Origin of the sequence: Phormidium sp. FACHB-592 (genome assembly GCF_014695795.1) — a bacterium.
In the GTDB taxonomy this organism is placed as follows: Bacteria; Cyanobacteriota; Cyanobacteriia; order Leptolyngbyales; family Leptolyngbyaceae; genus Stenomitos.
This window is the reverse complement of record NZ_JACJOZ010000075.1, coordinates 295,541-318,921: the sequence shown is the minus strand read 5'-3', so window position 1 is coordinate 318,921 and position 23,381 is coordinate 295,541. Positions and strand designations below refer to the sequence as shown.

Annotated in this window: 16 protein-coding genes; 12 read left to right on the top strand and 4 right to left on the bottom strand. The window is 51.2% G+C overall.

Going from position 1 to position 23,381, the window contains the following annotated elements; genetic code table 11:
* Positions 1 to 88 precede the first annotated feature (88 nt).
* From sufC to H6F86_RS22850, 6 genes are all read left to right on the top strand, one after another.
* Complete coding sequence (gene sufC / locus H6F86_RS22875; RefSeq protein WP_190451570.1) at positions 89 to 874, top strand: Fe-S cluster assembly ATPase SufC; 786 nt, start codon at positions 89 to 91, stop codon at positions 872 to 874.
* Positions 871 to 2,214, top strand: coding sequence for a Fe-S cluster assembly protein SufD (sufD, locus tag H6F86_RS22870; RefSeq protein ID WP_190451566.1), 1,344 nt, complete (start codon positions 871 to 873; stop codon positions 2,212 to 2,214). Before sufC ends, sufD begins: the two co-directional genes overlap by 4 nt.
* Positions 2,215 to 2,318: 104 nt before the next feature.
* Entirely contained in the window at positions 2,319 to 3,581 is a 1,263-nt protein-coding gene (locus H6F86_RS22865; protein ID WP_190451564.1) for a SufS family cysteine desulfurase, read from the top strand.
* 154 nt (positions 3,582 to 3,735) lie between these two features.
* A complete protein-coding gene (locus H6F86_RS22860) occupies positions 3,736 to 4,245 on the top strand; it encodes a hypothetical protein (protein WP_190451562.1) in 510 nt (169 codons plus the stop codon).
* A gap of 128 nt (positions 4,246 to 4,373) precedes the next feature.
* Entirely contained in the window at positions 4,374 to 4,847 is a 474-nt protein-coding gene (locus tag H6F86_RS22855; protein ID WP_190451560.1) for a TspO/MBR family protein, read from the top strand.
* Positions 4,848 to 5,017: 170 nt separating this feature from the next.
* Entirely contained in the window at positions 5,018 to 5,437 is a 420-nt protein-coding gene (locus H6F86_RS22850) for a peptidylprolyl isomerase (RefSeq protein WP_190451558.1), read from the top strand.
* Between the two features lie 54 nt (positions 5,438 to 5,491).
* Here the strand turns inward: H6F86_RS22850 and H6F86_RS22845 are convergent, their stop codons facing one another.
* Positions 5,492 to 6,208, bottom strand: a complete 717-nt coding sequence (locus tag H6F86_RS22845; protein WP_190451557.1) for a hypothetical protein — start codon at positions 6,206 to 6,208, stop codon at positions 5,492 to 5,494.
* A 14-nt stretch (positions 6,209 to 6,222) separates the two neighbouring features.
* On the bottom strand, positions 6,223 to 6,897 hold the full coding sequence (locus H6F86_RS22840; RefSeq protein ID WP_190451555.1) for a hypothetical protein: 675 nt from the start codon (positions 6,895 to 6,897) through the stop codon (positions 6,223 to 6,225).
* A 318-nt stretch (positions 6,898 to 7,215) separates the two neighbouring features.
* Here H6F86_RS22840 and obgE point away from each other — a divergent pair, with 318 nt between their 5' ends.
* On the top strand, positions 7,216 to 8,301 hold the full coding sequence (gene obgE / locus H6F86_RS22835; RefSeq protein ID WP_190451553.1) for a GTPase ObgE: 1,086 nt from the start codon (positions 7,216 to 7,218) through the stop codon (positions 8,299 to 8,301).
* A gap of 52 nt (positions 8,302 to 8,353) precedes the next feature.
* On the opposite strand, the gene H6F86_RS31690 is transcribed toward obgE, so the two are convergent.
* Complete coding sequence (locus H6F86_RS31690; RefSeq protein WP_199305425.1) at positions 8,354 to 10,276, bottom strand: serine hydrolase; 1,923 nt, start codon at positions 10,274 to 10,276, stop codon at positions 8,354 to 8,356.
* Positions 10,277 to 10,513: 237 nt separating this feature from the next.
* Positions 10,514 to 11,341: an RNA methyltransferase gene (locus tag H6F86_RS22825; protein ID WP_190451551.1), complete on the bottom strand. Its 828-nt coding sequence runs from the start codon at positions 11,339 to 11,341 to the stop codon at positions 10,514 to 10,516.
* Positions 11,342 to 11,457: 116 nt separating this feature from the next.
* Here H6F86_RS22825 and H6F86_RS22820 point away from each other — a divergent pair, with 116 nt between their 5' ends.
* The 5 genes from H6F86_RS22820 to H6F86_RS22800 all read left to right on the top strand — a co-directional run bounded on the left by H6F86_RS22820 (position 11,458) and on the right by H6F86_RS22800 (position 23,347).
* Positions 11,458 to 11,610 (top strand): DUF2256 domain-containing protein, encoded by a 153-nt coding sequence (locus tag H6F86_RS22820; protein WP_190451549.1) that lies wholly within the window; start codon positions 11,458 to 11,460, stop codon positions 11,608 to 11,610.
* 120 nt (positions 11,611 to 11,730) lie between these two features.
* Positions 11,731 to 12,708, top strand: coding sequence for an isoaspartyl peptidase/L-asparaginase (locus tag H6F86_RS22815; RefSeq protein ID WP_190451547.1), 978 nt, complete (start codon positions 11,731 to 11,733; stop codon positions 12,706 to 12,708).
* Between the two features lie 220 nt (positions 12,709 to 12,928).
* Positions 12,929 to 16,291: a non-ribosomal peptide synthetase gene (locus H6F86_RS22810; RefSeq protein ID WP_190451545.1), complete on the top strand. Its 3,363-nt coding sequence runs from the start codon at positions 12,929 to 12,931 to the stop codon at positions 16,289 to 16,291.
* Positions 16,288 to 22,137, top strand: coding sequence for a non-ribosomal peptide synthetase (locus tag H6F86_RS22805; protein WP_190451544.1), 5,850 nt, complete (start codon positions 16,288 to 16,290; stop codon positions 22,135 to 22,137). Before H6F86_RS22810 ends, H6F86_RS22805 begins: the two co-directional genes overlap by 4 nt.
* Positions 22,138 to 22,237: 100 nt before the next feature.
* Positions 22,238 to 23,347 carry an alpha/beta hydrolase gene (locus H6F86_RS22800; RefSeq protein WP_190451542.1) on the top strand — a complete coding sequence of 370 codons (1,110 nt, stop codon included), beginning with the start codon at positions 22,238 to 22,240 and terminating at the stop codon, positions 23,345 to 23,347.
* The last annotated feature ends 34 nt before the right edge of the window (positions 23,348 to 23,381 follow it).

Below are 23,381 nucleotides of genomic sequence, written 5' to 3'. Positions count from 1 at the left end.
GTAGTTAGTTATTGGCTATTAGTGCTGAAGGCGTGCTCTTGGTGGCTGATTGCCAAGCACTAATGGCTAATTTTTTTAGAGGTTAAGGATGATTAGCGAAAACAGCGAAGTGATTTTGTCCGTGCGGAATTTGACCGCCGACGTAGATGGAATTCAGATTCTAAAAGGGTTGAATCTGGAAGTAAAAGCGGGTGAAGTTCATGCCATTATGGGTCCCAATGGGTCTGGCAAAAGCACCTTTTCTAAAGTCCTAGCCGGTCATCCTGACTATACAGTGACGGGTGGCGAAATCCACTTTCAGGGCAAAAACCTGCTGGAGCTAGAGGCAGAAGAGCGCGCACGATCGGGCATTTTCCTTGCCTTCCAATACCCCATTGAAATTCCTGGCGTCAGCAATCTCGACTTTCTGCGCGTTGCCTACAATTCCAAACGCAAGCACCAAGGTTTAGAAGAACTGGATGCGTTCGATTTTGATGATCTGGTGCGGCAAAAGCTGGATATTGTCAAAATGGACCCTGCGTTTCTTAGCCGCAGCCTAAATGAGGGCTTTTCGGGCGGTGAGAAGAAGCGCAATGAGATTCTTCAAATGGCGATGTTGGAACCAACGCTAGGCATTCTGGACGAAACGGATTCGGGATTGGATATCGATGCACTCAAGATTGTGTCGAATGGCGTGAATCAACTGGCAAACGCAGACAATGCGATCGTCCTGATTACTCACTATCAGCGCTTGCTCGACTACATTACGCCTGATTATGTCCATGTCATGGAAGGCGGACGCATTCTCACTACAGGTGGCAAGGAACTGGCGCTAGAGTTAGAAGCCCGTGGCTACGACTGGGTGCGTGAAGAGGAGGCAGTAGCAGCACAATGACAACTCAGTCTACTGTTTCTGATGTCGCACCAACAAACGGGAAGTTGAAGGTCGATCGAGCTACCTACCTTCAAAAGCTAGTGAGTTTGCGTCCAGAACTGGATGCATCAGCGGGTTGGTTAAACGTCATTCGCGATCGTGCCACTGCTAGGGTTCAAGAGTTGGCAATTCCGTCTACTCGAGACGAAGAATGGCGCTTCACTGATCTATCAGCCTTACTGCAAGTTACCTTCCAAGCAGTTAATGAGCTAGCGCCTACACTAGGGTTTGCTGCGATTCAGCCATTTATTCTGCCAGAAGCCGTGAGCAGCCGCCTGGTCTTTGTTGATGGACGCTACGACGCAGCGTTGTCGGCAGTCGATGATTTGCCCGATGGGATACTGGTTACTCATCTGGTTGCTGGCGCAGAACTCATTGAGCAACTGCCGCGTTATCTGGCACAGCAGCAGGGCGCAGAGGAAACATTCACAGCACTGAACACTGCTAACCTGAGCGATGGGGCCCTCGTTTGGGTAGAGAAAAATCAGGCGATCGCTCATCCCATTCAAATTCTGTATGTTTCCACTGCCACTCAGCCGACGATCGCCCATCCTCGCGCACTGGTTGTTGCGGAATCGGGTAGCAAACTGACGCTGGTTGAAGATTACGTCACACTGTATGACGGCATTTACTGCACCAATCCTGTAACGGAAATCTGGTTGAGTGATAATGCAGAAGTGAACCACACCCGTATTCAGCGCGATAGCATCGAGGCGTTCCATATTGGCAAGACGGCTGTTTCGCAAGCGCGGGATTCTCGCTACACCTGTAATGCAGTGAGTCTTGGTGCGAAACTCTCTCGTCATAATTTAGAGGTTTACCACACTGGTGAGCAGACCGAAACAACGTTAAATGGACTGACCATCATTAGTGGTGAACAGGTGGCGGATACACATAGCACGATCGCCTACACCCATCCCCACGGCAGTAGCAATCAGATTCACAAATGCATTGTGGACGATCGTGCCCATGCAGTCTTTAACGGCAAAGTCTTCGTACCCAGAGCCGCTCAACTTACGGATGCCAAACAACTAAGCAGCAACCTACTGCTGTCACCTAAAGCCCGGATCGATACTAAACCTCAGCTTGAAATTACCGCTGATAACGTGAAATGTACTCACGGTGCCACGGTTAGTCAACTCGATAGCGATGAAGTCTTCTACCTGCAAAGCCGTGGCATCAATGAGGACAGTGCCCGTAAGCTGCTGACCTATGCCTTTGCCTATGAAGTGATTCGTGAAATTCCCGTTGCGTCGCTGAGAGAGAAGTTAGCGGCGATCGTTCGTACTCAGCAAACCTAATACCCTTTGTCTGTAGGGACGTTACATATAACGCCCCTACAGACGGTTAATCTAAGCCTTATCCCTTCCGCTCCCCTTGCCCCTCATCCTCTCCCCCTTCTGCCATGACCCTCATTCAAGAAAAGCCTATTGCTGCTAAGGTTCGTGCTGATTTCCCCATCTTGCATCAGCAGATTCATGGCAAGCCGTTAGTGTATTTGGACAATGCGGCGACATCGCAGAAGCCGATCGCGGTGCTGGATGCCCTTCGCCATTATTACGAGCACGACAATGCTAATGTGCATCGAGGTGTGCATACCCTCAGTTCGCGGGCAACGGATGCGTACGAAGGAGCACGGGATAAGGTAGCAGCCTTTGTGAACGCAGCGTCGCGACAAGAAATTGTCTACACCCGCAATGCTAGTGAGGCGATCAACCTGGTTGCTTATGCGTGGGGTAACGCCAATGTGAAGCAGGGCGATGAGATCATCCTCTCCGTGATGGAGCACCACAGCAACCTGATTCCCTGGCAACTGCTGGCACAGCGGACTGGTGCGGTGCTGAAGTTTGTCGAGTTAACCGAAACCGAAGAGTTTGATCTGGAGCATTTTAAGTCGCTGCTGTCAGACAGAACAAAATTGGTTTCGGTGGTGCATGTGTCCAACACCTTGGGCTGCATTAACCCAGTGAAGGAGATTTGTGCGATCGCCCACCAGTATGGCGCGAAAGTCTTGATCGATGCTTGCCAAAGCGTTCCTCATATGGCGATCGATGTACAGGCAATCGATTGTGATTGGCTCGTTGCCTCTGGACATAAAATGTGCGCGGCTACAGGAATTGGCTTCCTCTATGGCAAGTTAGCGTTGCTGCGATCGATGCCTCCTTTCCTGGGTGGTGGCGAGATGATTGCAGACGTTTTTCTGGATCACTCAACCTACGCGGATTTACCCCATAAGTTTGAGGCGGGCACGCCAGCAATTGCAGAGGCGATTGCTTTGGGGACAGCCGTTGATTATTTAAGTGCGATCGGCATGGATACTATTCATGCGTATGAAGAGGAACTCACTAGCTACCTCTTTCAGCAGCTTCAGCAAATGCCAGAACTAAGGCTGTATGGTCCTAAGCCCAATGCGGATGGCAGTGGACGTGCAGCATTAGCTGCCTTTACTGCTGGGGATGTGCACCCTCACGACCTCTCTACCATCTTGGATCAGTCAGGCGTAGCAATTCGAGCGGGACATCACTGCACCCAACCGTTGCATCGGCATCTTGGCGCTCAATCGACTGCACGCGCTAGCCTCTATTTTTACAACACTCAGGAAGAGATTGATGTCTTCATTGCGTCGTTGAAGGAAGCCGTTGAGTTCTTCGGCAGTATTTTTGGCTAACGTTAGTCAAACCTTGCTGAATCTTCGCGGTTTTTACGGATCTTCACTTGCTCGACAGTATTGTGTTGTGTAACACTTGGCTTGTATTCGCTTATGCCCCCGTGTGAATACGGCTTTTCGCGTCCAGTTGAAGCACACTTTCTGGAAGAAATCAGTGAAAACCGTAACTCGCGATCGCTTTAACGTTAAGGCAACGAGAAAGGCAACTTTTTTAACCCGTAGATATGCTGTCTTGTTTGTAGGAGCGTGCCTCCTGACTACCGCGATCGCGCATCACAGCAAAAGCAAAGTCTCTCAGTGTAATCAATTGGTAGCGATCGTTAATAAAGTTGCCGAAGCTCGACCAGAAAGAACAGGCATGACGATCGCAGAAGACAACCGCCTGTTGCTGAGAGCAGCCATCGAACTAGATGAGTATGCCGATAACTTGGCTGGAATGGAGTTTTCTAACAAACAAATCCAGATTTTGCAGGCACAATTTATTAAACTCTATCGAGACACAAGTAGAGCAAGCGATGCCGTCGTTAGTGCACCCGTAACTAACCTGCAAAGTGTGCAAAAGGCAAATAGGACCTTTATTGCAATTCAAGAGCAAGAAGGTCCGTTAGTGCAAGAAACAAACCAATACTGTCAGAGCGATGCATGGAGTTTCCCCAGCATCTAGGGTTCTTCCTTTCGAGAGGCTTGGTATCACTGCACTAAGGACAGATTAAGATCTACTGCTGCCCTGACATAATCAGGAAATCCAAACCTTTAAAGGGTGGATTAAGCAACAGTGGAGATTAGAGAAGCATGATTAAGTCCTGGATGGTCATTGGTGCTGTGACTTTCTTAGTGGCGCTTGCTAGCAACATCCTGCGACCGAAAGATGTGAAATGGTTTGCACGCTTGCGTCGTCCTCGATGGTTAACGTTTGAACCCTTAATTCCCCTGATCTGGATCGTCATTTTAATTGCTGGAGCCTGGTCTGCCTATATTGTTTGGGAACGTGATCCTGGCAGCAGCAAAGCCTGGTCGCTCATGATTGCATATCTGTTGCTGGAGCTGGCGATCGTCCTCTACTCTCCAGTCACTCTATGGCTGCGAAGCCTGAAAGCAGGTACATTGATCGGTGGTATTGGGGTCGTTATTGGGCTAGTTCTGACCTTTACTGTCTGGCAGGTCTCAAGGTGGGCAGCGTTGCTGCTGGTGCCGTACTTACTCTGGAGTCCGATCGGCACCTATACAACTTGGGTAATGGGCAAACTCAACCCAGAGTCGGCATAAGGATGGCTCTAGAGTGTGGTTAAAGAAAGCTGGCAAAACAGGTTCAGCCTTTCACTATAGCCGCCTATAAAACGAGATTTTTTTGTCTAGGAGACTGTAAAGCCTCCCTGAGCGTTAGGATCGAAAAGGTTTTCTAAACCAATGACCGCACCCTGGAGTAAGTAGACATCATGACACGCGCCATCATCGAAACCGATAAGGGCACCATTAACATTGATTTTTTTGATGCTGATGCACCTAATACGGTAAAAAACTTTGTCGATCTCTCTGAGAAAGGCTTCTATAACGGGCTAGCCTTCCATCGAGTAATTCCTAACTTTATGGTTCAAGGCGGTTGCCCCTTAGGGACGGGCACTGGTGGACCTGGCTACAAAATTAAGGACGAACTTAACCACAACAAACATTTGGCTGGTACGCTATCGATGGCTCATGCTGGACCAAATACAGGTGGTAGCCAGTTCTTTATTTGCCACTCGCCCCAGCCCCATCTGGATGGAGTGCATACAACCTTTGGTCAAACGAAAGATATGGATGTAGTCAATGCAATTCGCAAAGGCGACAAAATTCTCTCAGTGACGATCGAAAAATAGCGGTTTTACCCGTTTTAGCTTCACTCAAACTATGTGCAGCAGTTTTTTCAACATCTACCGTTGAGAGAATTGCTGCACTTCTTGATGGACGCTGATGCCAATTTGCAAGGCTTCATTCAATAACTCGACATATTCACTTGCCTGACTAGTTACTTCCATTGTCTTTAAAGTAGTCAAGTTGGTTTCAATGTTCATCAGAAGATCAACACGCCGAGCCAAAAGTCCACGATTTTGCCGTAAGATTTTCTCGGTCATTAAGCCACAAACTAGGCTATTTCTGGCGATCATTAGCGCTTCGATCACCTGCTGACGATCCATCCTGTGAGTCTGTGAACTGCCGAGCGCTTCCAGTCGTTCAACGATAGCTACTGCTTGCACAATCTCGTTATATTTATCAACTTCGTCCAGTAAGTGGGCAAGCGGTTTGAGCGTTTTACTTTTAAGTGCCATCGTTACGTTCCAGCCCACGATCACCACTGTACTGACGCTAAAGCTGACTTGCAAAAACCAAGTGATGGTTGACACATCATTCACAGAATTAGCGTGATTCCGTACTAGAAGAAGACCGATCGGCAGCGTAAAAATAAAGATTAAAACGAAGATAAAGAGTTGTGTCAGGCAAAAGGAAAGGAAGCGTTGCCGAGTTTTGAAAAGGTTAGGGCGATAAGCACCGCCGACCATTCCCCCAATAAAGAGATCGGTTACTTCCAAGCCAGTAAGCTGCTCTAGCTCTTTCGCTGCGATCGTCAGTTGCTTTAATTCAGGGTTCATGTTAGCCACTTACGTTAGGAGAAAAGGCTAACGAGCGCATTCCAAACACCTGAAAAGAAGCTACCTTCTCTAGGACGAAACAGCTCAAACTGACCTTGTGAACCGAGGAAAGGACGCAACGTCCAGCCGAGCTGACTGCCAACAAAGCCATAAAGTACTAGCCAAAAGCGGAGAATGTTTTTGCGAACTTTAGCGCCTTGATCGCCATCATTGTCAGAAATAGGCTTCATTATCTGATAGAGGAATGTAACGCCAATAATACCTGTAAGGGCAAAGATTGCCACATTAAGCAATAAGAAAAAAGAGTAGTCATTAACAGTAATCAAGAAAAACAAGGTGACGGGAGCGAAGCCGCACAGCAAGATTGCAATCACTGAAACGGCTGTGAGTAGATACGTGAAATGTTGCCCGATCGTCTGTTTAGAGCCAAAGAGCGCATTAAAGATATAGAGCGTTGGCAAACAGATGACTAAGGTAATCAGGTATAAGGCAGGTAACTTAATAGCAGAAGAAGCAACTTGGGGCAGGCTATGATAGGAGCCAATAATTGCTCCATAAATGGCGAAGAAGCACGAACTAGAAATAAGGAGCGCCGCCATTTTGGTTTTAAGCCCCACACCGTCATAAATTTCCGCTAAGAACTCTTTGCGGTCGCGCAATAATGAGATAACAGTAGAAAAATAGTTCATTGATGAATCTCCTGTAAGCGATGAGACTGAGTGGAGTCGATCATGTGGGGGCGCAACGTTACATTCAAAGTAATTCTCAAGATTTCGGATGCTTCATCAAAAGTTTACGCTCGCCAGGAAGTCGAAACGGGAAGCTCCTTGAAGCGCTTTCTGATAGAGCAGTTCTGCCTGCTGACTGCTCCTGCTTAAGAAGGCATAACATCTGTATGTGGCAATCAACGTAGGTGTTAGAGCTTAAAGCCTAAAGCTGAACGCTAAAAACTGAACGCTAAAAGCTGAACCGCCTATGATGAAGAATGAATGCTCTAGTTTCGCACCATGCAATTTATCGATCAGGCAGAAGTACAGGTACAGGCAGGTAATGGAGGTGATGGGCTAGTTGCCTTCCGCCGAGAGAAGTACGTGCCTGCTGGAGGACCGTCGGGCGGTAATGGTGGTCGAGGTGGTTCCGTAATTTTTCGCGCAGTGGAGAACCTGCAAACATTGCTGGATTTTCGCTACAACCATCTGTTTAAAGCAGACGATGGGCAACGGGGTGGACCAAACAACCGTACAGGAGCCGCAGGGCACGATCGCATCATTGATGTTCCGTGCGGCACGATGATTTACGACGCAGAAACGGGTGAACTGTTGGGCGATCTGGTTGAACCGAACCAAACGTTCTGTGTGGCAAAGGGGGGCAAAGGCGGGTTAGGCAATCAGCACTTTCTTAGTAATCGCAACCGTGCCCCCGAGCGAGCCTTACCCGGACTGCCCGGAGAAGCTCGCTTTCTACGCATGGAACTGAAACTGCTAGCTGAAGTAGGCATCATTGGTCTGCCGAATGCGGGTAAATCAACACTGATTGCAGCACTGTCTGCGGCTCGACCCAAAATTGCTGATTATCCCTTTACAACGCTAGTGCCCAATTTGGGTGTGGTGCGTAAGCCGACGGGAGACGGTACTGTCTTTGCCGATATTCCGGGTCTGATTGAAGGCGCACATATGGGAACAGGCTTGGGGCACGACTTTCTACGCCACGTGGAGCGGACGCGGTTGCTCTTGCATCTCATTGATGTGACAAGCCCTGATCCGATCGCCGATTACCATACCATCCAGCAGGAACTCCATGCTTATGGACGTGGGCTGACCGATCGTCCCCAACTCTTAGCGCTTAGTAAACTGGATGCGATGAGCCAGGAAACTGAAGCGATCGATGACCTTGCAGCCCAACTGCACGCATTAAGTCACGTACCTGTTTTTCAAATTTCAGCCGTCGCACGCATTGGGTTAGAGCCATTGCTTAACCAAATCTGGCAATCTTTGGATGAGCTACAAGCCGAGGAATTGGAAGCCGAAACGCTTAACAACAGCCTAGAACCGCTCGACCTTAATGCCATTGCTCCGGCCCCATTGAATATCTAAAGGCAGGATTTACCTGACTGGCAATCGCTCGGCTAACAGTCGTAGCCTCCCATTAGGGAGTCTGAGTCATTGCAGTATTGGCGGGAAGGCTAAGGGCACGATCAGAATCAACAGGCATACTGTTCTCAGCCCTAGGCAGTGGTTGCTCTGGTGCCGTCGCAGGATTTACAGCCGGACGAGGTTGGGCTGCCGGAACACGGTTGAAATACTGATAAACAGCGCGGGACGTATTTGCCACCAGGTCATAGGCGCTATCGTCATTGAACGAGCGCTTCACCAGCACCGTCAGCGAGTAACGCTTGCCATTGGGCATATCAATCAAGCCAACATCGCCAATCAGCCCGCCAATATCCCCAGTTTTGTGAGCGATCGTTGCGCCCTTACCCAAACCCTGAGGCAGTTGGCTGCGGTTGACCGTGCGCTGCATGATGTCCAACACGCGATCACGCGATCGCATCGAAACCAGTTCCCCCTGACTAATACGCGTCATCAGAAATGCCAGCTCTTTAGGGCTAGTCATATTCGTTCCGCTTAAGTCGGGCAACAGATTGTTGAGTGTTGTAGAAACCAACCCCCAAGACTGAAACCGCTGGTTTAAGGCTGCGATACCGCCCAAGCGAGCGATGATCATATTCGTAGCTGTGTTGTCGCTAATGGTAATCATTTTGGTTGCGGTTTCCAGCGCTGTGAGCTGTGTGCCCACAGGCAACCCTTGCAATTCGCCTGATCCGCCTGCCACTAATTCTTTTTGCATTGTGAGCCGCTCGTCCAGACGAATTTTACCTTCGTCAATATCCTGGAAAAAAGCAACTAAAATCGGCACCTTAATGGTGCTAGCGGCGGCGAAAGAGGCACCACCGTTGAGATCCATATAGGCATTAGTATCCAGATCAAACAGGAACATTCCTGGTGTGAGTTTAGGATGCTGCAATGCCAGCGTTTGCAATGCCGCTTTGAGAGCTGTCAGTTCTTGCCCGATTTGGGGTTGTTGTGCTGCTGAAGGATTTTCTGTTGTCGTGCCCTGTGACACTACGACTGACTGAGCGATCGGTGTGCTTCCAGCAGCGCCACTTTTTGAGGTTGCTTGCTGCGATGCGCCTGCAGATAAGCGAGCAGCCGGATCAAACATCGACATCACTGTGCCAACCAAAACGCCGATGCCAACGCTCAAAATCAGCATCCGCGCTGCATAAAGCCCTGCGGAAAAACCGCGCGATCGCGAACGAGCTGGAGTATCGCGCTTCTGGTTAGAGGCGGACGATCGCGCGTTCCAGTCAGTGCCCTGCGAACTCTCAGCGATCCCCAAACCGTTGCGACGTTTGGTAGACAGTCCACGACGAGCTGAAGACCGTCCTACCTGTTGCTGTGAAGAAGCACTTGCTTGATCTCGCTCTCCCGTTTGGGCTGACAACTGAAACGCTGGAATAGCCCGTGAGCCAGAGTTTTTAAAGGCACCACGACCCTCTCTGGTAGCGGGTAACCTTCCGCGCGATGACACAGTGCTAAGGGTAGAGGAAGAGCCGCCAAATTGCCGCGATCGCCCAAAGACCGCCTGCCGCACTTGTTCATCAGCTAATTTCGCAGCAGCCTGATCCTTAGTAAGGCGTAATCGTTCGTTAGGCTTCGACCGCTGAAAAAAGTTGCGCGGTGAATCAACGTTAGCCCCCTTAACGTCTTTTCGCGTTGCTGGCTGTTGCTTTGATCGACGCGACAGCCGCTTACTTCCCTGCCCGAACAAAATTTGCCAAAGGTTTCCCCGCTGCCGTTTATTAGTACGAGCACTGATGCCCGCTCGTTGTAAACCAGGATCTCTTGTGCCAGAAGGCTGATGAGCACTTGATCGAGGGTGCTCTAGTGGCGATTGCCGATGAGCGTTTGGGTAATCACGCAACGATCGCCCTGATCCAGACATTTGAGTGGAAGAGAAGGAATTATCACTGCGTGATCTGCGCGACAAATCGCCCGGCTCTGGCATAACACACTCCAACAAAAAGCTGAGAGAAACGATTAAAGCTGATACAAACGTGAGATGCAATCCCCGCTTTACAGTAGCAGAGCAATACTGCCAGCGCCGACGACATTTTGCTACTCGCTTGCCTTGCCGCCCAAGCTATCAGAATTGTAGACTAACCTCTCCTCAAAAAAACGTGATTTCTTGACGACCGACATCAATCCCTGGGCAGGATGTCTATGTCCTTGTAGCCCTTGCCATTTAATCCTCAGTGGGTGTGAGATCGCTCTTTGTCTGCTTGTCAAGCGTCCCAGCTTTTTGAGTTGCCCATTCAACCTGGCTCAAAATGCCCCGCAACATTGCCACCTCGTCGCTAGAGGGCAGTGCCCGGTTAAACAAGCGCCGAAACTTGTGCATACGGCTGGCGGCTGTGTGTGGATGCAGATAGCCGATCGCTAGCAAAACCGTCTCCAACTGTTGGTAATAACCCTCTAAAATATCGAAAGCAGCGGGGGCAAAGGGAAGAGGAGAGAAGGAAGCGGGAAGAGGAGAAGGGGCGACGGGGAGAGGGGCAGCAGGAGAAGAAAGAAATTGGTACAACTCATAGCAGCAAATCGCTACTGCTTGCGCCAGGTTCAGCGCCGCATACTCAGGGTGAGACGGAATCGCCACAAAACGCTGAGCATGATTGAGTTCTTCATTGCTCAACCCTCGGTCTTCGGGGCCAAAGATCAGCGCCCCCATTGCTTGTCCGTTTTCTAGCTGGAGCGGTTCCAGTAGCCAGGGCAGGGCAGTTCTAGGAGGCTCTAAGATGGTGTCAACCCTAGGGCGGGCAGTGGTCGCGATCGCTCGTTGGCATCCGCGTAACGCCTCCGGCAGCGTTGCTACCACTGTCGCCGCTGCCAACACATCTGCCGCATGAACCGCCATCAGTAGTGCATCTGCACCGAGTTGATCGCACTGTGGATTTACAAGCACCAAATGCTGCAAGCCCATGTTTTTCATGACGCGGGCGATCGCACCTACATTCAGCGCACCAGCCGGTTCAACCAGGACAATGCGAATTGTTGCCAAAACCGACTCAGCCATGTGTTAGAAGGTGAAGAGTAAGAGCTTAAAAGACGGTACAGATTGTGTGGTGTTCTGCGCTAATTCTGCATTCTATCGCCTGACCCTTTACTATTATCTTCTCACTCCTCACCATCATGGGACGCGCCCGCTCAAAAGCTGACTTACCAACAAAAATCTGCCCCGTGTGCGATCGTCCCTTCACCTGGCGCAAAAAGTGGGAAGATTGCTGGGATGAAGTGAAATACTGCTCAGAGCGCTGCCGTCGCCGCCGTTCACAGAGCCAGTAGCTGTGGTTGTAAAGCTCTGTAGGCATAGAAGGAAGCGGTTAGTTGTTAGCTGTTAGCAGTTTTCTTTCCGCTACTGTTACTTAATGGTAGTAAAACGTTTACAGCACAGAGGTTTCAATCATGGCAGCAGAACGGGTGCAGCCCAAGCTGATTATTCACGGTGGAGCCGGAAGTTCCTTAAAAGGTAAGGGCGGCGCTGAGTCGGTACGTAAATCGCTGTATCGAGTGATTGATGAAGTCTACGAGTTGCTGCTGTCAGGCGCAGCGGCTTCAGCAGCGGTCATTCATGGCTGCCAGATGTTAGAAGATGATCCCCGCTTTAATGCTGGCACTGGCTCTGTTTTGCAGTCAGATGGACAAATTCGCATGAGCGCTGCCCTAATGGATGGAGCCAGCCAACGCTTTAGCGGTGTCATTAATGTTTCACGGGTGCAGAATCCCATTCACCTGGCAAAGGCGCTGCAAACCTCCCACGATCGCGTTCTGTCAGATGTGGGAGCCGCTGAGCTGTTGCGCGAACTCGAACTACCCGCCTACGATCCCCTGACGGAAATTCGGCTTCAAGAATGGATACAGGAACGCCAAGGCAATTTTTCGCGAGAGATGGCAGGCGTTGTAGCCGAGCGCGAACTGGTTGAAGATACGTCTAGGCGTGGCACGATCGGCGTTGTTGTTCTAGACAATCAAGGACGCATTGCAGTCGGCACGTCAACGGGTGGCAAAGGCTTTGAACGCATTGGGCGCGTTAGCGACTCTGCCATGCCTGCAGGCAACTATGCGACGGCTCACGCGGCAGTCAGTTGTACTGGTATTGGCGAAGATATTATCGACGAATGTTTGGCAGCCCGTATTGTCGTGCGGGTAGACGATGGACAACCGTTGGTGGGCGCTTTCGAGCGTTCGTTTCGAGAAGCACACAAGCATCAGCGCGATTTAGGCGCGATCGGTCTAGATGCGACTGGTGCGATCGCGTGGGGCAAAACGAGCGAAGTCCTTCTTGCTGCTTACCACAATGGTGAAAGAGTCGGTGACACACTGGACTGGAACGATGGCACGCTGGTGGGCGGTCTTTCAGAATGTAGTGCTAATCACCTGTAGCTCTTTGTCGCAAGGGGTGGAGTTTGTCCTCTCCACCCAAGAAACATCTTTGTGTCCTGTCGAGAATTAATGTAACGACAGGCTCAATCGAGCGTAAGCCCAAATCTTTGGAGCCTAATAGAGTCACAGATACTGTCAGATTCAAAATCTATCTTTATGCATAATCTTTGCATCACCTTTTCCCGTACAACAGAGTGAGGTTAAGGAGATGCAGGTGTGAATGTTTTCAGATAAACCCGATCGAGAGCTGGTTGAAGAGGATGTCTTTATCTTTCCGGCCTCGTTTGCTCAACAGCGCTTATGGTTTATCGAACAACTGCTTCCTGGAGACGCTCTCTACGTTATTCCGCTGGTTTTCCGGCTTACAGGTTCGCTCCAGCGATCGCTCCTCCATCAGAGTTTGCAGGCGATCGTGCAGCGTCATGAAAGCCTCCGCACCACCTTTGATGTCGTGGATGGACAACTGATGCAGGCGATCGCGCCTGAGTTGCCAGTGCCACTCAACTTCACAGATTTACGAGCCTTGCCCGCTAGCACCCGCGAAGATAGTGCGCTGGCTCAAATCTGGCAGACAATTCAACAGCCGTTTCATTTAAACCAGGGACCACTGTTTCGCGTCCAGTTGTGGCAATTGCAAGATACGGAACATCTGTTGCTGCTGGCACTGCATCACATTGTTTTTGATGAGTGGTCAAGCGGTGTGTTGATTCGCGAGTTGGGCGCACTTTACGCGGCGTTGGTGGAAAACAAACCGATCGCGTTGCCAGACTTACCCATTCAATATGCTGATTTTGCCCACTGGCAGCGGGAGTGGTTGCAAGGAGAGGTGCTAAACGCCCAATTACGCTACTGGAAGCAGCAGTTAGCAGATGTCCCAGTGCTTAGTTTACCTGGTGCGGCAGCTCGTCCGCTCTTGCCTTCGGTAGTGCAGGGGCATCAGGGTGCCAGCCAACTATTGGAATTACCACAGCCGTTGTTGGATGAGTTAGAGGCACTAAGCCAGCAGGCAGGCGTAACGCTGTTTATGACTCTGCTGGCAGCCTTTCAGACGTTGCTACATCGCTATACTGGGCAGACTGATCTGGCGATCGGCTCTCCCATTGCTAATCGTCATCGCAGCGAGTTGGAAGGGTTGATTGGGTTCTTGGTCAATAGTCTGGTGCTGCGAACCAATCTGGCAGGCGATCCCACCTTTCGTGAGTTGTTAGACCGGGTGCGGGATGTCACTTTGGCAGCGTATGCTCATCAGGACTTACCGTTTGAAAAGCTGGTAGAAGAACTGCAACCCGTTCGTAGCCTCGGTCAAAATCCGCTCTTTCAGGTGGTCTTTGCGCTGCAAAATACACCTATGGAGCAACTGACGTTGCCGGGCTTAATCCTTAGCCCTGTGGAGTTGGAGACGAAGACTTCACGCTTTGACCTGGAACTTTATGTTTGGAAAAGTGCAGACAACTTCAGAAATCTCTGGGGTAAGGGTTGGCAGCAAGCGGATGGGTTGCGCGGTGTCATCGTTTACAACACGGCTTTGTTTGATTCGACCACGATCGCAGCACTGCGGCAGCACTTTCAAACGTTATTGGAGGGGATCGTCGCAAAGCCAGAGACTCCTCTCTCGGCATTGCCATTGCTAACGGTTGCAGAACAACGATCGTTGTTACAGCAGCGGCAGGGCAAGCAATCCAGTTATCCCGCTCATGTTTGTATCCACCAACTGTTTGAAGCCCAGGTTAAGGAACGACCCACCGCGATTGCCATCCAATTCAACGATCAATCGTTTACCTATCAGGCATTAAATCAAGGTAGTAATCAACTGGCGCGGTATTTGCAACGGTTAGGAGTTGGTGCTGTGCCCGTTGGCATCTGTCTGGAACAAGGGGTGGAAGCGATCGCGGCAATGTTGGCAATTCTCAAAGTCGGTGGTGCTTACGTGCCGCTTGATCCCACCTATCCCCCAGAGCGGCTGCACTTCATGCTGGAGGATGCGGGCATTACCGTGGTGCTGACTCAGGCAGACTGGGCAGAGGTACTGCGAACTGACCACACAACGATCGTTTGTTTGGAGCAAGCCTGGGGCACCATCGCTAAGGAGTCGGATGAAAACCTGTCGGCTCCCTGCACTGCCGATCAACTTGCCTACGTCATCTATACTTCTGGCTCCACCGGAACGCCCAAAGGTGTGATGGTGCCGCATCGGGCAGTGAATCGGTTGGTGTGTAACACCAATTATGTGCAGATCGAACCAGGCGATCGTGTGGCACAAGTGGCAAACCTCGCCTTTGATGCCGCCACCTTTGAAGTTTGGGGTGCTTTATTAAACGGTGCCCAACTGATTGGTATAGAGCGGGAAACGACACTGACCCCCACGGCGTTTGTCGCTGCCTTGCAACAGCAGCGCATCAGCATTCTGTTTCTGACGACCGCGTTATTTAATCAAACGGTGAGCCAGATTCCTACTGCCTTTCGAGCGCTCAAATACCTGCTGTTTGGCGGTGAAATGGTGAATGTGGATTGCGTGCGATCGGTGGTGCAACAGGGCAAACCCCAGCATCTCATCCATGTCTATGGACCCACTGAAAACACGACCTTTTCCACCTGGTACGAGGTGCAAAACGTTTCAGAGAACGCCACGACCATTCCCATTGGTCAACCAATTGCTCAGACCCAGGTGTATTTATTAGATGCTAGGCAAAATCCAGTCCCAGCAGGTGTGGGCGGTGAACTTTATTTAGGTGGCGATGGGCTGTCACGGGGCTATTTGAAGCGTCCAGAGCTGGCAGCAGAACGGTTTATTGACAATCCCTTTAAAGAGTGGGGCATGGGGCATGAGGCAAAGCACTCAACTCCTGGCTCCCAACGCTCAACGCTCTACAAGACGGGCGATCGCGCCCTGTATCGTTCTGATGGCGCGCTTGAGTTTTTAGGACGCACAGACCATCAAATCAAACTGCGCGGTTTTCGGGTGGAACTGGGCGAGATTGAAACGGCGATCGCTCAACATCCAACCGTGCGAACGGCTGTAGTGGTGCTGCGAGAGATGGACAACGCGCCAACAGAGACGCTGCGCGAACGACAGTTGGTTGCCTATGTTGTACCCGACGGGGCAGTTGTACCGACAGAGCGGGAGCTGCGATCGTTTCTCAAAACAAAGCTACCGCTTTATATGCTGCCTGCAGCCGTTGTAGTGCTAGACGCATTGCCACTCACTGCCAATGGCAAGGTGAACCAGAAGGCATTGCCACCGCCTCACGTGGCTGTTGCGATGGAAGCCAGCCCAATCATTGCACCCACCACCTCCCTAGAGGCATCCCTGGTCGAAGTCTGGACGCAACTCCTGGGACGGACAGTGGGCATCCACGACAATTTCTTTGAGTTGGGTGGGCATTCCCTGCTGGCGACTCAGCTTGTCTCGCGTCTGCGCGATCGCTTGCAAGTGGAATTGCCGCTACGCAGTGTGTTTGAAGCGTCCACAATCGCAGCACTGGCAGAGAAGATTGAAGCGCTGGAGGCAGCGCAAACAGTCTCCAGCAGGGCACCTCGCCAGCAAGCAGCAACGGCACAACGACGTGAGGAAGTAGAACTATGACGCAGAAAACGATCGCTGAATTTGTTTCCCAGCTAAACAGCCTGGATGTAGAGGTTTTTGTGGAGGGCGATCGCGATTCATCCTTAGAGGCGATACGTTTGCGCTGTACTGCTCCCGAGGGAACGCTAACCACTGCATTGCGTCAGGAATTAGCCGATCGTAAAGCCGAACTTGTTTCGTACCTGTCTCAGGAGAAGGCAGAGGGCAGAGGGCAGAGGGCAGAGGGCAAGGACATACTATTTTCTCCAACCTCAACTCCTGCTGCTCGACTCCCGACTCGTACGCAAAGTCCCCTTTCCTTTGCTCAACAGCGCTTGTGGTTTCTCTATCAACTCACTCCAGGCAACCCTTTCTACAATGTGCCTGCTGCCATCCGCTTAACGGGGACGCTGGATCAAACGGCGCTGGAGCGATCGTTTCAGGCAGTGGTGCGTCGTCATGCTGCCCTTCGCACTACTTTTACAACCCATGAGGGACAGCCGGTTCAAGTCGTTGAACCCGATATCACGGTTGAGTTGGCGGTTGTAAATTTGCAGGCAGTGGCGGTGAGCGATCGCGAACGCATTAGCCAACAGCTAGCTACAGCTGAAGCCCAACACCCATTTAATCTCACCACCGATCCGCTGTTGCGAGTGACGTTGCTGCAATTTGACTCTAGTGAGTCAGTGCTGCTGCTGACGATGCATCATATCGTTGCCGATGGCTGGTCGTTGGGCGTGTTGATCAAAGAATTGGCGTATTGCTACACCGCCTTTGTAGAAGGGCGATCGCCCAGCTTGCCACCCTTACCCATCCAGTACACAGATTTTGCTGACTGGCAGCACCGTTGGTTGCAGGGAGAGGTTTTAGAGAAACAACTGGCTTACTGGCGAAAGCAATTACAGGCGTTGCCAGTACTACAATTGCCCAGCGATCGTCCTCGTCCTGCCGTTCAGACCTACCGGGGCGCAACCTATCCCCTGCAAATTTCCGCTACGCTGACACAAGCCTTAGAGACACTCAGCCAGCAGTCGGGCGCATCGCTCTTTATGACCTTGCTGGCAGCTTTTCAAACGCTGCTGTATCGCTATACCGAGCAGACTGATATTGCGATCGGCTGTCCCATTGCTAACCGCCATCGAAGTGAGTTGGAAGGGCTGATTGGCTTTTTTGTAAACAGTTTGGTGCTGCGATCAAATTTGTCTGGTCAGCCCACCTTCCGTACTTTATTGGAGCGGGTGCGCAATGTTGCCCTGGAAGCTTACAAATATCAGGACTTGCCGTTTGAGAAGCTGGTCGAAGCGTTAGATCCCGATCGCGATCTCAGCCGCAATCCCTTATTCCAGGTTGCCTTTGCGCTCCAAAATGCGCCCATGCAGCCCTTAGAATTGCCAGGTTTAACGCTGACACCTGCGCCGTTAGAGTCAGGCAGCACTCGGTTTGATCTGGAAGTTCACCTATGGGAACCTGCTCACGGGCTGCGAAGCTTATGGCAATCGCAGGAAGGTTTGAGCGGCTTTATCTCCTACAGCACTGACTTGTTCGATCGCGACAGAATTGGTCGCCTCATTGGTCATTTTCAAACGTTGCTGGAAGGCATTGTTGCCAACCCTGATGCGTCTCTAGCAGACTTGCCGCTGCTCACACCCGTAGAACAGCAGCAGCTTGTTGGATGGAACCGCTCCCCCCTAGCCCTTCTTGAAAAAGGGAGGAATCAGTCTGAAGTCCCCGTTTCTAAGGAAGATTTAGGAGGAGCACGCTGCTTCCATCACCTTTTTGAGGCGCAGGTGGCATTAGAGCCAGAGGCGACCGCCCTTGTGTCAGAAGAGGGATCGCTCACCTACCAAGAACTCAACCAGCAAGCGGATCAGTTGGCGCACACCTTGCACGAGATGGGCACTCAACCCGGTGATCTGGTGGGCTTGTGTGTCGATCGCTCTGCCGACATGGTGATTGGCATTCTCGGCATTCTTAAAGCTGGCGGAGCCTATGTGCCGCTCGACCCCAACTACCCAAGCGATCGACTTCACTTTATGTTGACCGATACGCAGGTGCCGCTTTTGCTGACGCAGTCCTGGTTGGTCGAACAGCTACCGCGATCGCAAGCAACGATCCTTTGTCTGGATCAACCCTTGCCCCCTGCGCCTTTGCCTCGGGGAGAGCAGATTGAGAGTGAGGGTTTCACCGTTACGCCTGATCAGCTTGCCTATGTGATTTATACGTCTGGTTCAACGGGCACACCAAAAGGCGTTCTCCTCTCTCATCATGGGTTGTGCAATGTCGTTGAAGCACAGCAGCAAGTCTTTCATCTTTCCCGCAGCAGTCGCATTCTGCAATTTAGTTCGCTGAGTTTTGATGCCTCCATTTTTGAGCTTGCCCTGGCATTTGGTTCGGGTGGCACCTTATATCTTCCACCCAAGTCTGCCCAGCTGCCGGGCATGGCATTGGTACAATTTCTAAACGACAACGCGATTACCCATGCCCTACTGACTCCAGCAGTGCTAGCTGTGCTGCCGCCTACGGTACTACCTGCCCTCCAGGTATTGATTACAGGTGGAGAAGCCTGCTCCAGTCAGGTGGTCGATCGCTGGGCAGTGGGGCGGCACTTCTTCAACGCGTATGGACCGACAGAAGTCACCATCTGGGCAACCGTTGCTGAACTTCATCCAGGCGACAACCCATTGACGATCGGTCGCCCCATTCTCAATACCCAGGTGTATATTCTGGATGCCAACCTAAATCCTGTGCCCGCAGGCATTCCAGGTGAGCTATACATTGGCGGTGCCGGACTCGCTCGTGGCTATCTCAATCGTCCAGAGCTGACAGCAGAACGGTTTGTTTCTAATCCATTTCCGGGGAAGGGCGACGCAACCCCAACTCCCTTGCTTTATAAAACGGGCGATCGTGCTTTCTTTCGCACTGACGGCACCATTGAGTTTCTCGGTCGGGTCGATTACCAAATTAAAATCCGAGGGTTTCGGGTTGAATTAGGCGAAATTGAAGCAACACTGCAACGCCATCCCGCGATTCAGGAAGCAATCGTCATCCCTTCCGGCGAACCATCAAACGAGATGCGCCTCATCACTTACTTCAGCCTCGATCGCCAACATTTTCAGCAAACCATTCTGCAATCGCTGCAAACTCAACATATTCAATACTGGCAAACCCTTTACAACCAAACCTACCAGGCTCCACAGCCTACAGCCATTACCCCACAACATCCAGTTGAGCGCTCACGCCGAAACTCTACCCCCCCATTCAACATCACCGGTTGGAACAGCAGCTACACCGGAGAGCCCATTCCCCTTGAGCAAATGCAAGAGTGGGTGAGCGATCGCGTCCAGCAAATGCTTGCCCTTAAACCCAAGCGAATCTTGGAAATCGGTTGTGGTACTGGCTTGTTACTCTTTCAACTTGCACCGCATTGCCGAAAATATGTGGGAACGGACTTTTCAAAGGATGCGTTGGAGTCAATTCAAACTCAATTGAACCCCCTCAATCTTCCTCAAGTCGAACTACTGCACCGCATGGCAACTGATTTTGAGGGTATTGATGTAGCCTCGTTTGATGTGGTGCTTTTGAATTCGATCGTGCAATATTTTCCAAGCCAGGATTATCTAATGCAGGTGTTGGAGAAAGCCATGCAAGCAGTGGCACCCGGAGGTGTTTTGTTTCTGGGCGATGTGCGAAGCCTGCCGTTATTGACGGCGTTTCATACCTGGGTGCAATTTTGTCAGGCAGATGGAGGTATGGAGCGCACCCAATTACAGCAACAAGTGGAACGATCGCGGTTTGAAGAACCAGAACTAGCGATCGATCCAGCGTTTTTTCATGCCTTGCGCGATCGCTTCCCCCAAATTCAACAGGTGCAAATTCGTCTCTCGCGTGGTCGCAGCCAAAATGAAATGACGCAGTTTCGCTATAACGTTTTGCTGCACCTAGAACCGCTACGATCCCCAACCGCTCAAGCATTGCAGGGATCGTCGGCTCACGAGCAATCGCGCTCCATCCAACAACATGATTGGCAACGTCAGCCTATTACAGTGGAAGCGATGCAAACACAACTACGTGAGACTGAACCAGAGCTAGTCACGATCGCGAATGTTGCAAACAGCCGTGTGCAGGCTGCTGTTCAAGCGGCAAACTGGTTACGCAACAACGACACGCCCAAAACAGTTGGGCGGATGCGAGAAACATTGCAGGATGCTGTTGCCTTAGCGATCAATCCTGAAGATTGGTGGGCTTTAGAAACAGTGCTGCCCTACATCGTAGAAATCACCTGGTCAACGCAATCCCATACAGGTGCTTATGATGTGCTGCTGACTCGGCAGGATGTTGATGCAACGCTTGCTGTGCCCTGCTCTCAACCGCCCAGCCAATCTAGTCAGCCCTACACAAACGAGCCGCTTCAGTCGAACTTTGCCCGTCAGCTCATCCCTGAACTCCGTCACCATCTCAAACAAACCTTGCCAGATTACATGGTGCCGTCTGCCTTTGTGCCATTGGAAACGCTGCCGCTTACTGTCAATGGCAAAGTAAACCGTCGTGCCCTCCCAACGCTGAGTGATGCCCTCCCCTCCGCCAGCACGGCACTTTCCGCCAGCACTACCATTGCACCCTCAACCCAAACAGAATCAACCTTAATTGACATCTGGCAAGAACTCTTACGGCTCAAGCAAGTGACGGTTCACGACAACTTTTTTGAACTCGGTGGGCATTCCCTTCTGGCTACGCAAATGACTTCCCGTGTACGCGATGCTTTTGGGCTAGAGCTACCGTTGCAGAGCGTGTTTGAAACACCCACGATCGCTCAACTGGCTCCGATTCTGGAAACGTTGCGCGCAGTCCCTTCCGCCCCTAACGTGCCCCCGCTTGTCCGTTTGGATCGTGCGGCTTATCGTCGTCCACGATCGCAGCAATCCAGCGTTCCGGCGCAGGCTCTTCAAGACCAGGCTCTTCAAGACCAGGCTGCTCAAGACTTCGCTCCTCAAGATCTGTCCGTCCAGGCAACTCCACCATCCAACGATCAGGTTGCCTCTGAGCAAGCGATCGCCGCTCGATCGCCGCTAGTGCCCTTAACTCTGGGTGGAAGCAAGCAACCGTTCTTCTGTGTGCATCCCATGTTTGGAGTCGTGTTTCCCTACCTGGAACTAGCGCAGCAGCTAGGCAGCGATCGCAGTTTTTATGGACTTCAACCGCTGGGATTGGACGGCAAACATGCGCCCTTAACCAAGATTGAAGCGATCGCCGCTTACTACATTCAAGCCATGCAAACTCTTCAGCCACACGGTCCCTATTTTTTAGGTGGATGGTCGTTTGGTGGGTTGGTTGCCTTCGAGATGGCGCAACAGCTTACTCAGGCAGGGCAGCAAGTGGGCCTCCTGGCCATGCTTGATACGCCTGCACCGACTAGTCACCAACCGTCGTTGGGTCAAAGCCTCAAGTTTCTTCTGGGAACGGCTCTCTGGTCTACGCTACCGTTTTTGCTGGACTATGGTGCGATCGCGGCAAATCGATTGCGCTCCTTGACCTGGGTATCTCGCTGGCAGTGGTCTGCGCTGATCCGTCGGTTGCCTGAAGAATCCCGCTTACAGCTTTTGGATGAATCGGCGATCGCACCCCTGCTGCGTATTGTCTATGCCAACGCTCAAGCAGCGTACCGCTATGTGCCGCAGCCTTACCCTGATCGCATCACGCTCTTTAAAGCCACTGAGCAAGCCGATGTCATGGGGCAGGACTCAACGTTAGGTTGGAGCACTTTAACGACGGATGTGCAACTGCATCCAGTGCCGGGAAACCATCTCTCTTTGCTGAAACAACCGCATGTACAAACCCTAGCGCAGCAACTTCGACCTTATCTGGTTTAAACGCTACTTTTTCTAACTTCAGAGGGTTCTCCAGGTTCAAGCATCCCCTTAAACTCAATGCACCTTAATCCTTTGTACGGACGTTTGACTTGCCATGTTCATGCCCTTCGGTTTTCTGTTGCAATGGCTGACCAATTTATTGACCGTTGCTATTCTTGGCGGTGGCGCTTACGTTCTTTACGAATGGTATGAAGGCGACCTGGTGAGCGATCGCTGGTTATATCTAGGGGTGGGGCTGCTGCTGTGGTCATTTTTGGGCTTTCTGCCCATTTTGCTGCTGCGTCGTCCCGGCAGCGATGAACCGAGAGTAATCCGTAGCAACCGCACTGAACGTTTACCCCGACCCGATGGCAGCGAAATTCACGTCGAAATCTATGGACCCGATCGTGCTCCTACCCTGATCCTGACGCATGGCTGGGGACCTGATAGCACTGTCTGGTATTACCCTAAGCAGCAACTCACTGAGCACTTTCGCATCATTGTTTGGGATCTACCCGGTTTAGGTAAGTCCAAAAAGCCAAAAAATCGAGATTTCTCACTAGAAAAATTTGCGTGTGACCTAGAAGCAGTCTTAACGCTGGCAGGCGATCAACCCGTCATTTTGTTGGGGCATAGCATCGGCGCAATGATCCTACTGACCTTCTGCCGCTTGTTTCCACACCATCTGGGGCAACGGGTGGCTGGCTTGATTCTGGTCGATGGCACTTATATCAATCCACTAAAAACTACCATTCTCAGCAAGCTGTTGCTGACATTGCAGAAGCCGTTGCTAGAACCATTGCTTTACCTGACGATCGCATTTGCTCCCTTACTCTGGCTCATCAGTTGGCTCAGTTATTTCAATGGCACGACGCTGTTAACAACAGAAATTTCTGGCTTCACGGGCAGAGAAACACGGGGGCAGCTTAATTTCTCTAGTTTGATTGGCATTAAGGCATCACCGGGAATACTTGCGCGAGGTGTATTGGCAATGTTCAAGTTTGACGAAACAGCAACATTACCAAAAATCTCCGTTCCTACGCTGGTGGTCGTTGGTAAGTCTGACATTGCAACCCGACCCTTTGCTAGCAAACGCATCAGTACAGACATACCGCAAGCAGAACTAACGGTCCTAGCTCCGGGGGGACACATGGTACTAATGGAACGCCATCAACAATTTGCCGAAGTAGTCCAAACCTTTAGTAAGACCTGCTTGAGTTTAAAGAGTTGAGTCTATCAGGGGGAATTACAAGGGCTTTACACCT